The sequence below is a fragment of the Thauera phenylacetica B4P genome (assembly GCF_000310225.1).
In the GTDB taxonomy this organism is placed as follows: Bacteria; Pseudomonadota; Gammaproteobacteria; order Burkholderiales; family Rhodocyclaceae; genus Thauera; species Thauera phenylacetica.
In genome coordinates this window covers 1-14,832 of the sequence record NZ_AMXF01000032.1, presented here as the reverse complement: position 1 = coordinate 14,832, position 14,832 = coordinate 1, and the positions used below count along the sequence as shown (strand labels likewise).

Here is a 14,832-nt window from a genome sequence, read left to right as displayed (position 1 = left end):
AATCAGCGCGGGATCTTGGTTAAATATTCAGCCCGAACTTTAACCAGGTGCGGCACGACCACCGCCTCGTTGTGCCAGAACTTCTCCAGGTCCTCCATCAGCTCAGGCACCCCCTCGTGATGTGGCGGCACGAAGGCCGCGTCGGCCAGCCCGGAGGCGCCGATCCAGTTCTGGCTGGTGCGAAACTCACCCGGCAGCTTGTGCTCGCCACGCACCCCGCGCATCAGCGTCGCGTGCGTCTGCTTGAGCAGCCGGTTGGACAGGGGCAGGCGCTGCAACTCGTCGATGGCCAGGTTAACCGCGTCGATGTAGTTGCGCACCTCGCGCCAGTCGTCGCGCTTTTCGGGACGAATCTGGTCCTCGGGCATCAAGGCCTCGTCGATGCCCGTCTGTGTGCCCTCGATCTTGCTGGAGGTCTGCGCCTCCTTGACCACGTGCATTTCGATGAACAGATCGATGTCCGGGACGATCAGCGAAAACGCATTCAGCTCCCCCAGCGCCCGGGTGGCCTGCTCCAGCAAGGCGTTGATCGTGGGGTCTTCCCAGGTCCACTCATGATTGACCGGCACCGGCTCGAAGCTCTCATACTGGTAGCGCGGCTGCCAGCGGCCGGCCTCCCGAGTTCGACAGTTACGCTCGCAAGTACTTGTTTTTGCTAGAGCGCACTTTCAAAAATGCCACTACAACAGCGCCAACTGCTCCGGCGCCGCTGGCTTTTCGATTCCTAATGCATGAAGCACCTCGTTTTGCTCCGTGCTGGGCGTCGACACCCCCGCGACCGGCTCGCCGCCGTTCAGGCGCACCCGGTGATGCTGGATGCGCTGCAACTGCTCGAGCGCACGCTCGGGGGTGTAACCCGCGTCAGCGGCCTTGAGTCGGCTGCGCATCACCCGGTGCAGGATCAGCGCCATGAAGCAGATCGACGCGTGCGCGCGGATTCGCTCGGGCAGGCGGTGATACACCGGGCCGATCTCGATCTCGGACTTGAGCACCTTGAAGCCGCGCTCGATGTCGGCGAGCGACTTGTAGCGCTGAATCACGCTCTGCGCGGACAGACCCTCGGCGTTGGTCACCAGCAGCAGCTTGCCGTCCATCATTTCGGCAAGACGCTTCGCCTTCTCGTCGATGTGGTAGCTGAAGAGCTCCTCGCCCAGATCCACCTTGATGATGCGCGACAGGTGCGCTTCGCTGACCGCATGGTAGAGGCGCGCCTTGGCGCCGCTGTCCGAGAGCTTGCGCCCCCGGTGCTTCACACCTTCGTCCTGCTCGGTGAGCTTGCCGCTCCATTGGTCTGCCTGGCGGATCAGCGCGTCGATGCGCTCGTTGCGCTGCTGGGTCTTCGTGGCGGCCGTCACCGGGTCGTGCGCGACCACCAGCCGAAGGTCGTTCCAGGCCTGCTCCGAGATCACTTCCTGGGTGGCGGTGGCGCACTGCTGTTCGTGGAAGGGTTCGAGCAGCTCGATGAACTCGTTGTAGCGCCGGCCCGGCACGGCGACGATGAATTCGAGCGGCTTGCCGCTGGCCAGACGCACGGCCTTCAGCGCCTCGAGGTTATCCAGGCTGAGCAAGCCCCGGTCGGCGACCAGCACCAGGCGCTGCACCGACGGGAAGCGCTCGAGCACCTTGGAGAGTGTGGGCAGCAAGGTACGCGTCTCGGCCGTGTTGCCGTCGAACACCTCGTGGTAGATCGGCAGCCCCTCGGCGGTCTGCACCACGCCGAGCATGAACTGGCGGGCGATCAGTCCTTCCTTGGCCATGCCGTACTGGCGCACGTCGCCAGCCTGCTGGCTAAGCCCCTCGCTGCGGATCGTGGTGAGGTCGTAGAACACCACCGACAGATCCTGGTCGATCAGCGGGCGCAGCAGCCCGGCGACCACGGCATCGACCTCGTCCTGGTGATCCATCAGCGCATCGAGGCTGCGCAGCAACTGCTGGTGCGTGACCGCCTTCGGCCCGAAGTCGGGCAGCGCCACGGTCTGTACCCAGCGCAGCACGCCGAGCTTGGATTCGGGGTCGCACAGGCGGTTGAGCACCATCAGCCGGATCAACGCTTCCACGTCCGTGGTGCGGCGCGTGCGGCGAAACACCCGGCGCAACTCCGAGAAGCCCAGCGACTTCCACAGCTCGGTCAGCGCCCACACGTTACCGAGCGCGCGCGCGGACTCGAACGACACCGTGGGCGCCGGCGGTTTGGCGCCCATCGGCGCGCGGCCAGTGATCTTCAGCAGACCGTTGATCACCGCGTCGAGCGACCCATCGACCTGCTCGGCGCGGCCGAGCGTGGCGACGGTGCGCTTCTTTACCCGCCCAGCCTCGTCGCGGTAGGACTCGACGAGCTGGACGTAGCGGCGACCGCCGGAGGTGGTGAGCTTGACGTGCATGATGCCGCCACTTTAACCACCTACAAGTTCGCGTCAAGCTTGAGGTTGTCTGTTACAAACGTGCCACCACAGCGCTTTTGCAATTGCGGCCGTCAAACCCGCGCCGGCGCTGGAGGCACTTTCCGAAAAGGGGCGAAAATTGCGGTTAAGTGTCGAACCCCGGCGGCTGCCAGCGGCCGGCCTGGAAGGTCTCGAATTTCATGCGCCCATCTCCTCCAGCGGAATCTGGCCGGTGACGGCGGCGGTGATGAGCGCGGCGCGGCGTTCAAGCAGTAGATTAATGGAGTGGCGCAGAGCTGCATCCATCGCCTCGGTCTCCGCTCTAGATTCGGCGAGATGACGGGCAATCTCCTTTTGCTCGTTAAGTGGTGGAATCGCGACCCACGCGTTCTGAACAGTGTCCTGGCCAATATTCTGCATAGACCCACTAGTTCCGGATGCCTCGCGCTCAAGCTGATAGCGGCCTGTGCTGGCGCGCAAGAACGCGACAAGGAATTCCCGGTCTAGCTCGTCATCATTGATATTGAGGCGATAGATCTTGTCGCATAGAAGAAGCTTCGACGAAATCCCCTTCACGTAAACCTGAATCCGTGTTGTCTTCAGCGCGTACCCGCTCCGCGAGCCCCAGCGCATGATTTTTCTGCTGCCTGACTCCCAATCTCAGCTCACCGCAGCCCCGAGCACCGTCCTTTCACGGCCCGGAGGCCCGGCGAGCCGGGCTTACGGGGGGTGCGCTACGTCATTTTCCTGCTCCCACGCGGCCGTCGCCCTTTCGCCGCAGCGAAATGGCCTCGATTCGGAGAATTCGGCCGTCGGATTTGCATCACGGCGAAGCCACCGCGCACAGTCGCGCCTGCACCGTGGTGAACACCTTCACATGCGCGGCGACGCCGCGTCCGAAGTCCAGCACCAGGCGGCGGGCGTGTTCGACGAACTTCGCCGCACGGTACATCACCTCCTGCAGCACTGTCTTGATGCGTCGGCGCTTGGCCGGGTGACGGATCGGCGAGAGCTCGCCGGTCAGCCCGAGTTGGCCGATCAGGCGCAGGCAGTTGTAGGCGAACGCGGCCAGATGCATGACCGCGTCGTTGGTGTCGAACTTGCCCGAGGGCAGGCGCTCGAGGTCCAGGTCGGTCTTGATCTCGGAGTGGAACTGCTCGTGCGTGCCGTGGTGCTTGTAGAGCTCGATCACGTCGGCCATCGCCACTTCGAGGCTGGTCCACCAGCCTTCGATCTCGATCTCGGGGGTCAGCAGGTGCTGGCCCTTCTTGTCGATCGTGCGCTCGGTCACCCGCACCACCAGACGCAGCGTGCGCTTGGCCTTCTTCCAGGCACGGTCGATCTTCAGGTCCAGCAGCCCCACCCGCTTGCCCGCGCGCACTTCCTCGAAGACGCCGGCGGCCTCGGCCCGGTCCACCCAGGCGGTCTTGTCCTGACGGCGCGGATTCCACTTGGTGAGGTAGTCGAACGAACGCCCCAGCGCTGCCCAGCGATCGCGCTCGTCGGCCAGCGCGAACAGCAGCCGGGCGCTGTCGAAGCCGCTGTCGGCCCGCCACAGCAGCTTCGCATCGGCCGCACACACCCGGCGCAGGCGCGGGAACGCGCGCTCGAAGAAATACTCGGTCTCCAGCGCCGAGTGGTGCGACCCCGCGCGCAGCTCCAGGCCGAGGTTCCAGCCCTCGTTGCCCAGGTACAGCGCGATCGGCGTGTAGCCATCGACGCCCTGGTAAGTGCGGCTGACCGCCTCCTTCTTGGTGTCGGAGTTGTCCATCACGAAGGTGTCCAGATCGGCGCAGACGTAGCCCTTGTGCGCCGTGATCGGCGCCTCGGTGCGCTCGAGCAGGCGCAGGCTCAGCTCGTCGGTCAGCTCGCGCAGCTCGGCCGCGCGGGCATCGAGCCGTTGGCGCATCCACACGCTGCCGGGCACCTTGGCGAGCCCGAGCGCTTCCTTGAAGAAGCGGTCGCCGCGAAACGGCTCGATCGCCTCGAAGTCGCTTTTGCCCAGGCTCAGCAGCCCCACCACCGACTTGACCAGGTCCGAGCTCCGCATACCCTGCGACACCGGCAGCCTCGGGTCGATCACCGCCTCGACCTGTGCCGCCTGGCAGCACTGCCCGATCAACGCCAGGCCCGAGTAGGACGTCAGATTGAGCTTGGCGGATTGCTTGACTTCGAAGCGCGGCATGGTCGGTTGGGTGAAAGGCTCGGATGCGTAATTATACAATTACATCAATGCGTTAGGCTGGATTTCCGGCTAAGCGAACACGGATTCAGGGTAAACAACGCTGCCCAACAACTGGGCGGTGTTCGCCCGGCTCATAAGCACGTCACGCGGCTTGATTTCGTATTCACATAGCGGTTCAACGTCATTGGGAAGCCGCTTGTTCTCTAGTGCGTTGAATGTCCAGCTATTGACTGCACCGACCTTCAGAACGCCCCATTCATCCGGCTCGGCCGGGTAGCTATCACACTGTGGTGACCAGCCTTGCTCAATGTTAAGTAAGTGGAACTTCAACCGTTCCAATTTCCAATGCGCCGGAATCTCGCCCAGCCATTCCTGGCCGGAGGGTTTGAGCGGGACGTTGGGGTCGAGGCCGCAGGTGACGACGCGGCTGATGAGGGCAGCGCGCTTTTCTTCGAGCAGCGCCAGCATGCGCTCCTTGGCGGCAATCAGTGCGTCGATGCGGGCGGTTTCGCGGTCGAGGTAGGCGGCGATGAGCTTCTGTTCGTCTAGCGCGGGTAGCGGCACCGGCAAGTTCCCCATTTCCTCGATCGACAGGTTCTTCATACTCGGGCTAGTGCCCGTTGCCATGCATGACAAAGCCTGCCTTGCTCCTGAAGAGGACAAGACGTGAGATATGTAGGGAGTGAATACGGTCTCGTTGTCGAAGACCAACTTCCAGAGCCGATCTGGCAAGAAGAGCGTCGGAAAATCCTGCGCCACATAGCCGCTCTCCCCAACAAGCGACGGGGTATTCATCCGGCTCATGATCAGTGAGTTACGTGTGACTGGGCACGCCAGTCGATCAGCCTCGGATTCCCATACGGTCTTATTCTCCTCGGGAAAGAACTTGCCACCACAAACTGCACTCGTCTTCAACACCCCGAACTGATGCGGTTCTGCGCCAGCATCCGAAGCATTGACACTGACCCCCGACGTTACAGAAATCGTTACCTGCTTCAGCCGATAGGTGACCCATCCGCTGGGTACGAGACCGAACCACCTAATCGATGCAATGGATTCCTTTTGGTGGCTCATTACCCCACCTCCCGCAACTGCTCATCGATGAACAGCTGCATCTCTTCCTTCTGCGGCAGTTCGAGGAGGTATTTCGACACAAACAGTTGGTTGTCCATGCCGGCCAAGGCGTATTCGACGAGGGCGTGATTCTTGTCGGTGCACAGCAGGATGCCGACCGGCGGGTTGTCGCCCTCGGTCATCATGTGCCGGCGGTACCAGTTGACGTAGGTGTTGAGCTGACCGAGGTTCTCGTGGCTGAACTTTTCCAGCTTCAGCTCCACGAGCACATGGCATTTCAGGATGCGGTGATAAAACACCAGATCGACGAAGAAATGCTCATCGCCGATGAGGATGCGTTTCTGCCGCGCCTCGAAGCAGAAGCCGTGGCCGAGTTCGAGCAAGAAGGCCTGCAGCTTTTCGGTGAGCTGCGCTTCCAGATGGGACTCGCTCATCACCTCGGCGGGTTTCAGGCCAAGAAACTCGAAGATGTACGGGTCACGGATGGGCAGCAGGGCCTGCGGCTCGGCGCCGTGCTGGGCCAGCTCGGCGAGCTTCTTTTTATCCAGCGACAGGCCGGAGCGCTCGTAGTAGAGGCTGCCGATCTGACGTTTGAGCTCGCGCACCGACCAGTTTCCACGGATGCACTCGACCTCGTAGAAGCTGCGTTTGGTAGCGTCCGTGATGTCCACCAGTTGATCGAAGTGACTGTAGCTGAGCCTGGCGACCAGGTCCGGCGCGCCGCCTGGAGATTGTGGGGACGCCGTCCCCACAATCTCCTCGGTGGAGAGCGGGGACAACTCGCGAAATTGTGGGGACAGCGCCCCCACAATCTGCGGGTAAAGGTCGTAGAAGCGCCGATAGCGGTAAAGCTGACGCCGGTTGCAGTTGCTCAAGGCCTGGAGCGCGTCAGCAAGCTCACTGAACAGACGGTCACCATAGTGCGCCCGATCCTGGCCGTTCAGCTCGTACTCCGCGATGTAGCAGCCGATCAACCAGTTGCGGAGGGTCAGGCTGATGTTGACCGCCCGGCCTGCCTGGATCGCCAACTCGTGGTGGGCTGTCTGAATCCGCTCGACCAACTGGCCGAAGGTAGGGGCGGGCTTCACTCCGTCACCTCCCGCAACAAGTCCAGTATCTCCTTCTCGACCTCCGCCAGCTCGGCGTCGATCTCGTGCAGCGGGCGCGGCGGCTGGTACTGGAAGAACACGCGGTTGAAGTTGATCTCGTAGCCGACCTTGCCGATGCCGCCGTCCTGCTCGTCCAGCGTCTCGCGGTCGATCCAGGCATCGGTCACATAGGGGCGCACCTCGCGCAGCACGTAACCGACGATGTCCTCCTTCAGCGGGACGTTTTCCGCATCCTTCAGCGCCGGGTCCGGTTCGTACTCGATGTACTTGCCCTTGCCCTCGGCGTGCAGGCCAAGCAAGGCGTAGAGCGGATCCTTGGTGATGCCGGCCGGTGGCGTCTGGCCGGGGAACAAGGCGGCGAGGTCGAGCGGCTCGATCTTGTGATGCCTCGCGATGACCGGCGCGGCCTCGGGATCCACGGTGGTGAAGCAGTCGCGGAAGATCTTCTTCTGCGCCGTCCCCTTCGCACCCTTGGCCCAGCCCTCGACCTCATCGGGCAGGTCCTTGAATACCTGCTGCACAACGTCCCAGGCCTGGTTCCAGTCCGGCCGCGCCTCGTCGCCGAGCGCGTCGCGCACGGCCTGCAGGGCGTCGAACAGCTCGGGGCAGGCATTCAGGAAGCGCTCGCGCGCATCACGGGTGAGCTGGAAGCGCAGGCGCAGCGGGCGCAGCACGGTGATGCGGCGATAGCCGAAGTCGGCGTTGTCGAACACGCGGCTGGTGTCGCCGTGCGCCATGCTGCCGTGTTCGCGGGTGACGGCGTCGAGCGCGGCCTGATCGAGGTAGCGGCGCTTGTCGCCCAGGCTGCGCTTCATCGGCGTGTAGCGCTCGCGGGCGTCGATGAGCTGGATCCTGCCCTTGCGGTGGACGGCCTTGCGATTGCTGACCACCCAGATGAAGGTGCCGATGCCGGTGTTGTAGAACATCTGCTCGGGCAGGGCGACGATGGCTTCGAGCATGTCGCGCTCGATGATCCAGCGCCGGATCTCGCTCTCGCCGCTGCCCGCGCCGCCGGTGAACAGCGGCGAGCCGTTGAAGACGACCGCCGCACGCGAACCGGGCAAGTCCTTGTTGCCGGGCGCGTAGTCGGCAAACTTGCTGATCATGTGCAGCAGGAAGAGCAAGGCGCCATCGTTGATCCGCGGCAGCTTGCCGCTGTAGCCGCGGAAGTCGGGCCAGCGGTCGATCACCTTCTTCTCGGCCTTCCAGTCCACACCGAAGGGCGGGTTGGCGAGCAGGTAGTCGAACCAGGGCATGTCGGCAAAGCGATCGTCGTTCAGGGTGTTGCCGAGTTCGACGCGGCTGTCGCGCTGGCCCTTGATCAGCAGGTCGGAGGCGGCGACGGCGTAGGAGCGCGGGTTGTAGTCCTGCCCATACACCTTGACCGTGGCCTGCTCGTTGTGGGCGCGAATCCAGTTCTGCGCCTCGGCCAGCATGCCGCCGGTGCCGCAGGACGGATCGCAGATGGTGACGATGACGCCAGCCTGGGTGAGCACGCTGGTGTCGGGTTCCAGCAGCAGGTTGACCATGAGCTGGATGACTTCGCGCGGGGTGAAGTGGTCGCCGGCCGTTTCGTTGGCGGCTTCGTTGAAGCGCCGGATCAGGTCCTCGAACACCAGGCCCATGGTGATGTTGTCGACCCTGCGCGGATGCAGGTCGATCTCGGCGAACCGGGCGACCACCTGGTAGAGGCGGTTGGATTCCTCGAGCTTCTCGATCTCCTTGTCGAACTCGAAGCGCTCGAAAATCCGGCGGATGTTCTCGGAGAAGTTGCCGATGTAGTCGGCCAGGTGGCGGCCGATGTTGTCCGGGTCGCCCTTGAGCTTGTGGAAGTCGAGCTGGCTGTGGTTGTGAAAGCCCAGCGGGTTGCCGTGCTCATCCTTGGCCAGGTTGTTGAGGATGGCGTCGCTGTTGGCGATCTTCTTCGCGCTCAGCTCGGCGTGGCGCTTGAGCACGGCCTCCTTGCTGGGCGCCAGCACCGCGTCGAAGCGGCGCAGCACGGTCAGCGGCAGCATGACGCGCTCGTACTGCGGCGGGCGGTAGGGGCCACGCAGCAGGTCGGCGACCGACCAGATGAAGTTGGCGAGTTGTTGAAAGCTGGCGCTCATGCGTGCGTCCTGGAATGCGGAGGGGTCGGTTGCGCGGCGATGGCTGCAAGGGCGCACCGGAGCGGCGGGAGTCTACCTGGAGCGCTCCCAACGGTCATTGCGCCGGTTCAATGAGGTTCGCCATCCGGATTCGCCGCACGCCAAGCTGCATACTCCAGCGGCCGCAGTCCAAAACGGATGGCATTTCCGGGATGCAGGCTCATGAACTCTTCCCGAACCAGCGTGATGAAGCGCTCCCGGTCCTCGGCGGCTACGGCGTCCGGCACCAGGGCGCGGATCCTTGCCGTGTCCGCCGTGGCGCCACTACGCACGACGGCCGCGATGAGCATCGTCAACTGGTTCCGATAGCGCAGCCGCAGCGCGTCCGGCGGCACCAGTTGCTGGCGCACGGCAAGGTATTGCTGGCACGAACGCTCGTACGCACGCACGAAGATGTCGCGCAGCAGCTCGATCCGGTTGAGTTCATACACGCCAATCAAGCCCTCGATGTAGTCCGCCCCGGTCACATCGAGGAAGGACAAGGGGGACAGGTTGTGCTGGATGAAGGGAATGTTCGCGGCGAGTCGGGAGACCCGCTTGTTGACGTCCTCGAAAGGCTGCAAATAGGGCAGATGCACCATCAGGAAGAAGGACTGCTCGAAGGGATCGCGGATTTCGGCGGCCATCTCGACCACGACCCCGAACAGTTCCTCGATGCGCTGGGGCATGGCGATCGGCAAATAGACGCTGCCGCCGATCTCCACCGGCCGGACACGCAGACGACCGCAGGCCGCCGGATCGGGCATCAGGCCGTCCGACAGGAAGGCATGCAGGGCGATGATGGTTTCCGGATCGACGCCGACGTGCTCGGTATCGCGCACCAGATATTCGATGGCCGCCTTGTGGTTGAGGATCATCTGGGTTTCCAGTGCATCCTTGCCGGCCGCGGCCTGGCCGTGTTCGATCAGTCGCTCGGTATCGAGCCTTGAATAGGTATTGCCTTCCAGACGCGACGAGGCCCATGAGAGGTCGATCAACAGGCGGTTGAGGATGTCGCGGGCGAAAGTCCCGGCAGGAGCCTCACCCATTTCTGCCGTGCCCGGGCGGCCAAGCCGGTGCAACTGCACGCGCAAGGGCTCCGGGAGATAGGCCGTGAGGTTTGGCGTGTATTGCTCCAGGAAGGATTGCCGGTAGCTGACCGGGGTACGCTGTTGGCGCGGCTGGCGCACGTAGCGCCGGATCTCCTCGCCTGCGGGCGACAACTCGAGACCATTGTCGTCACCGGGCGCGGCGGACGTGGAAGCGGTCTCGTGAAGCTCGACGCCGGCAACGTCGGGCTGCCGGTAACGCAAGCCGGGGCCAGCGCCGCAGGTCGAAATCCTGTTCGCCTCAGCCAATCCGGCCAGTCGTCGCTGCAGCGTACGGCGGCTGACCACCTCCGCGAGCAGTGCGTGCAACGCGTCGGTGCCGATTCCGTCGGGGTGCTGGGCGATGAGCGCTTCAATGCGTTCATCGAGATCTGCAGGCAGTTTTTTTGGCATGGCGTTCTGGCGCACTAAACAAATATTGCGCCAGAAGACTATCTTTATTGGCGCGACATGCCAAGCAGTGCGCCATTCCGAACAGATGCCCAGCGCGTTGCCGATGCAGCAGAACGCTTCGCAAGCCGCTGCTCAGTCAAGCGGCAACGTCTTGTCCGCTGCACACGCCTCTTCAGGATCGACGCCGCCTCCTGAACGCATCCGCCAGCAACAGACCCGCTCCCAGGGTCACACCGGCCCCCAGCCCGGCCCAGCTCGTCACCGGCACCGGGTTGCGCACCACGATGTAGAGCAGCCCCGCCGGCAGCGCGATCGCAAAGGCGATGTTGCCGCCGTCGCGGGTGCGCACGAGTAGCGCGCACACGGCGTAGAGCACGCGCAGCAGCACGACCAGCAACAATGCCAGCACGAAATGTCCGATGAAATCCGTCAAGCGCCCGTCTCCGCGATCACGGCCTGCATTGTAGTCGGCGCGGCGGTTTGGCCGCGGCACCGTGAGCAAAGCGTCCGCGCTCGGCGCACTGCAGGAAATCGCATAAGCAACGCTGTTTTTATTGTTTTTCGTCCATAAGGCGGGAATCTAGACTCGAAGCCATTCGCGTACCACGGCATCGATCATGAACACCGCAACCCTGGCCTCCCCCTTTCCCCGCCCGAGCGCGCCGCCGCGCCTGCGCGTGCTGCCCGGCTTCAGGCTGACGCTCGGCTACACCCTCGCCTACCTGTCGCTGCTGGTGCTGATCCCGCTCGCCGCGGTGTTCCTGAAGACGGCCGAGCTGAGCTTCGCTGAATTCCGGGACGTCGTCACCGCGCCGCGGGTCGTCGCCTCCTACAAGCTGTCCTTCGGCATGTCGCTGCTCGCCGCCGCGATCAACGCGGTGTTCGGGCTGATGCTGGCGTGGGCGCTGGTGCGCTACTCCTTTCCCGGCAAGAAGCTGATCGACGCCCTGGTCGACCTGCCCTTCGCCCTGCCCACCGCGGTCGCCGGCATCGCGCTCACCGCGCTGTACGCCAAGAACGGCTGGATCGGCCAGTTTCTCGAGCCGCTTGGCATCCAGGTCGCGTTCAAGCCGCTCGGCGTGCTGGTGGCGCTGGTCTTCATCGGCCTGCCCTTCGTGGTGCGCACGGTGCAGCCGATCCTCGAGGACCTCGACGCCGAACTGGAAGAAGCCGCCACCAGCCTCGGCGCGCAGCGCGGGCAGGCCTTCCGCCACGTGATCCTGCCGATCGTATTCCCGGCGCTGCTGACCGGCTTCGCGCTCGCCTTCGCGCGTGCGGTGGGCGAATACGGCTCGGTGATCTTCATCGCCGGCAACCTCCCGATGGTGTCGGAGATCACCCCGCTGATGATCATCACCAAGCTCGAGCAGTACGACTACACCGGCGCCACCGCGATCGCGACCGTGATGCTGATCCTGTCCTTCGCCCTGCTGCTGGTCATCAACGGGCTGCAGGCATGGACCGCCAAACGTACCGGGAGGGACCGCTGACATGGCCGGCGCAACCACACTCCGCCTGAACACGGCGGGCAGCTTCGGCCAGACGCGCTTCGAGGCGCGTGCGGCGACGCGCGAGACGCCGCTGGTGAAGTGGCTGAGCCTGGGCACCGCGCTCACGTTCTTCGCGGTGTTCCTGCTGATGCCGCTGATCGCGGTGTTCGTCGAGGCGCTGCGCAAGGGCTGGGAGACCTACCTCACCGCGCTCATCGATCCCGACGCGCTGTCGGCGCTGCGCCTGACCCTGCTCGCCGCGGCCATTGCGTTGCCGCTGAACCTGGTGTTCGGCGTGTGCGCGGCATGGGCGATCGCCAAGTTCGAGTTCCGCGGCAAGCACTTCCTGATCACGCTGATCGACCTGCCGTTCTCGGTGTCGCCGGTGATCGCCGGCCTGGTCTATGTGCTGCTGTTCGGCGCCCAGGGCTGGTTCGGGCCGTGGCTGGCGGAGCACGACGTGAAGATCATCTTCGCCGTACCCGGCATCGTGCTCGCCACCGTGTTCGTCACCTTCCCCTTCATCGCCCGCGAGCTGATCCCGCTGATGCAGGCGCAGGGCAAGGAGGAAGAGGAAGCCGCGGTGGTGCTCGGCGCCAGCGGCCTGCAGACCTTCTGGTACGTGACCCTGCCCAACGTGAAGTGGGGCCTGCTGTACGGCGTCATCCTGACCAACGCGCGCGCGATGGGCGAGTTCGGCGCGGTGTCGGTGGTGTCCGGCCACATCCGCGGCGAGACCAACACGCTGCCGCTGCACGTCGAGATTCTCTACAACGAGTACCAGTTCGCCGCCGCCTTCGCGGTGGCCTCGCTGCTGGCGCTCCTCGCGCTGGTGACCCTGGGCATCAAGACCTGGATCGAGCACCGCGCCGCCCACGCACACCAAGACCTTCACGAAGGACAGTCATGAGCATCCAGGTTCGCAACATCCACAAGCGCTTCGGCAGCTTCGTCGCCCTCGACGACGTGTCGCTCGATTTCCCCACCGGCGAGCTGGTGGCGCTGCTCGGCCCCTCGGGTTGCGGCAAGACCACGCTGCTGCGCGTGATCGCCGGGCTCGAATCGGCCGACGCCGGGCAGGTGCTGCTCGACGGCGAGGACGCCTCGGGCACCCATGTGCGCGATCGCCAGGTCGGCTTCGTGTTCCAGCACTACGCGCTGTTTCGCCACATGAGCGTGTTCGACAACGTCGCCTTCGGCCTGCGCATGAAGCCGCGCGCGCAGCGCCCGTCGGAGAAGCAGATCGCCGAGAAGGTGCACGCGCTGCTCGACCTGGTGCAGCTCGACTGGCTCGCCGACCGCTTCCCCGCCCAGCTCTCCGGCGGCCAGCGCCAGCGCATCGCGCTCGCCCGTGCGCTGGCGGTGGAGCCGCGCGTGCTGCTGCTCGACGAGCCCTTCGGCGCGCTCGACGCCAAGGTGCGCAAGGAGCTGCGGCGCTGGCTGCGCAAGCTGCACGACGAACTGCACGTCACCTCGATCTTCGTCACCCACGACCAGGAAGAGGCCCTGGAGGTGGCCGACCGCGTGGTGCTGATGAACCAGGGCGCGGTCGAGCAGATCGGCACGCCGGAAGAGGTCTACCGCCGCCCGGCGACGCCCTTCGTGTATGGCTTCCTGGGCGCGGTGAACCTGTTCCACGGCCGGGTGGACGGCGAAGGCCTGCGCGTCGGCGACGCGCGCCTGCCGCGACAGGCGGGCAGCTTCGGCGAGGGCGCCGAGGTGCTCGCCTTCGCTCGCCCGCACGAGCTCGACATCGTGGTGGACGCCGACGCCGGCGCCAGCGAGGGCATCGCGGCGCGGGTGAGCCGCGTGCTGGCCTTCGGGATCACCGCGCGCGTCGAGCTCGACGGCGTCAACGGCGCCCACGGCCAGCACTTCGAGGTGGAGATCACGCGCGAGCGCGTCGAACGCCTCGGTCTCGCGGAAGGACAGGCCGTGCGCCTGCTACCCTCGCACCTGAGCCTGTTCGAATCGCGACAGGCCGCCACGACGGCCGGAGCCGCCCGATGAATTTCCAGCAGTTGCGCATCATCCGCGAGACCGTACGGCGCGGCTTCAACCTCACCGAGGTGGCCAACGCGCTGTTCACCTCGCAGTCGGGGGTGTCCAAGAACATCAAGGACCTCGAGGACGAGCTCGGCATCGAGCTCTTCGTGCGCAAGGGCAAGCGCCTGCTCGGCCTCACCCCGCCCGGCGAGGAGCTGGTGGTGATGGTCGAGCGCATGCTGCTCGACGCCGCCAACATCAAGCACCTCGCCGAGCAGTACCGCGGGCGCGACCAGGGCCAGCTCACCGTGGTGACCACGCACACCCAGGCGCGCTACGCGCTGCCCAAGGTGGTGGCGGCGTTCAAGCGCGCCTATCCGCGCGTGCTGCTCAAGCTCCACCAGGGCAGCCCGCAGGAGATCGTGCATATGCTGCTCGACGGCGAAGCCGACATCGGCGTGGCCACCGAGGCGCTGGCCGAGGTGCCGGAGCTCGCCTCCTTCCCGTATTACGGCTGGCAGCATGCGGTGGTGGTGCCCGCTGGCCACCCGCTCGAAGCGGTGCAGCCGCTGACCCTGGAGGCGATCGCCGCGCACCCGGTGATCACCTACCACGAGGGCTTCACCGGCCGCACGCGCATCGACCAGACCTTCGCCCGCGCCGGGCTGACGCCCGACGTGGTGATGTCGGCGCTCGACGCCGACGTGATCAAGACCTATGTGGAGCTCGGGCTGGGCGTGGGCATCCTGGCCTCGATGGCCTTCAACCCCGCGCGCGACCCGGGCCTGCGCAAGCTCGACAGCGACCACCTGTTCGCCGGAAACGTCACCCGCATCGCGGTGCGCCGCGGCCACTACCTGCGCGGCTTCGCCTACCGCTTCATCGAACTGTGCGCACCCGAGCTGACCGAGGCCGTGGTGGCCGAGGCGGTGGGCGGCGGCGCCGGCTGAACGGCGCCGCCCGGGTCGGCTGCGCCCGC

Annotated in this window: 13 protein-coding genes; 4 read left to right on the top strand and 9 right to left on the bottom strand. The window is 65.1% G+C overall.

All coding sequences use genetic code 11. The annotated features are described in order from the left end of the window. Nucleotides 1-2 precede the first annotated feature (2 nt). The 9 genes from C667_RS06905 to C667_RS06865 form a co-directional block, all read right to left on the bottom strand. Entirely contained in the window at nt 3-569 is a 567-nt protein-coding gene (locus tag C667_RS06905; RefSeq protein WP_004359251.1) for a Fic family protein, read from the bottom strand. A gap of 111 nt (nt 570-680) precedes the next feature. After that, nucleotides 681-2,381 (bottom strand): IS1634 family transposase, encoded by a 1,701-nt coding sequence (locus tag C667_RS06900; RefSeq protein ID WP_004359249.1) that lies wholly within the window; start codon nt 2,379-2,381, stop codon nt 681-683. Nucleotides 2,382-2,579: 198 nt separating this feature from the next. Then, the gene (locus C667_RS06895) at nt 2,580-3,014 is read right to left on the bottom strand and encodes a restriction endonuclease subunit S (RefSeq protein WP_004359247.1); all 435 of its coding nucleotides are present in this window, start codon (nt 3,012-3,014) and stop codon (nt 2,580-2,582) included. Nucleotides 3,015-3,204: 190 nt separating this feature from the next. Further along, on the bottom strand, nt 3,205-4,566 hold the full coding sequence (locus tag C667_RS06890; protein WP_004357889.1) for an IS1380 family transposase: 1,362 nt from the start codon (nt 4,564-4,566) through the stop codon (nt 3,205-3,207). Between the two features lie 69 nt (nt 4,567-4,635). Beyond that, nucleotides 4,636-5,640, bottom strand: a complete 1,005-nt coding sequence (locus C667_RS24325; protein WP_157302229.1) for a restriction endonuclease subunit S — start codon at nt 5,638-5,640, stop codon at nt 4,636-4,638. Next, on the bottom strand, nt 5,640-6,728 hold the full coding sequence (locus C667_RS06880) for a PDDEXK nuclease domain-containing protein (protein ID WP_039920924.1): 1,089 nt from the start codon (nt 6,726-6,728) through the stop codon (nt 5,640-5,642). Before C667_RS06880 ends, C667_RS24325 begins: the two co-directional genes overlap by 1 nt. Further along, nucleotides 6,725-8,857 (bottom strand): type I restriction-modification system subunit M, encoded by a 2,133-nt coding sequence (locus tag C667_RS06875; protein WP_004359242.1) that lies wholly within the window; start codon nt 8,855-8,857, stop codon nt 6,725-6,727. Before C667_RS06875 ends, C667_RS06880 begins: the two co-directional genes overlap by 4 nt. A 107-nt stretch (nt 8,858-8,964) precedes the next feature. Continuing rightward, nucleotides 8,965-10,377 carry a Fic family protein gene (locus C667_RS06870; RefSeq protein ID WP_051174635.1) on the bottom strand — a complete coding sequence of 471 codons (1,413 nt, stop codon included), beginning with the start codon at nt 10,375-10,377 and terminating at the stop codon, nt 8,965-8,967. Between the two features lie 172 nt (nt 10,378-10,549). Further along, on the bottom strand, nt 10,550-10,810 hold the full coding sequence (locus C667_RS06865; RefSeq protein ID WP_004359236.1) for a hypothetical protein: 261 nt from the start codon (nt 10,808-10,810) through the stop codon (nt 10,550-10,552). 184 nt (nt 10,811-10,994) lie between these two features. Here C667_RS06865 and cysT point away from each other — a divergent pair, with 184 nt between their 5' ends. From cysT to C667_RS06845, 4 genes are read left to right on the top strand one after another with little or no spacing between them, the layout of a single operon-like run. Then, complete coding sequence (gene cysT / locus C667_RS06860) at nt 10,995-11,867, top strand: sulfate ABC transporter permease subunit CysT (protein WP_004359234.1); 873 nt, start codon at nt 10,995-10,997, stop codon at nt 11,865-11,867. 1 nt (nt 11,868) lies between these two features. Continuing rightward, nucleotides 11,869-12,777, top strand: coding sequence for a sulfate ABC transporter permease subunit CysW (gene cysW, locus C667_RS06855; protein WP_004359232.1), 909 nt, complete (start codon nt 11,869-11,871; stop codon nt 12,775-12,777). Further along, nucleotides 12,774-13,877, top strand: a complete 1,104-nt coding sequence (locus tag C667_RS06850) for a sulfate/molybdate ABC transporter ATP-binding protein (RefSeq protein WP_004359230.1) — start codon at nt 12,774-12,776, stop codon at nt 13,875-13,877. The genes cysW and C667_RS06850 overlap by 4 nt, the downstream gene beginning before the upstream one ends. Then, nucleotides 13,874-14,803 carry a CysB family HTH-type transcriptional regulator gene (locus C667_RS06845; protein ID WP_004359228.1) on the top strand — a complete coding sequence of 310 codons (930 nt, stop codon included), beginning with the start codon at nt 13,874-13,876 and terminating at the stop codon, nt 14,801-14,803. The genes C667_RS06850 and C667_RS06845 overlap by 4 nt, the downstream gene beginning before the upstream one ends. The last annotated feature ends 29 nt before the right edge of the window (nt 14,804-14,832 follow it).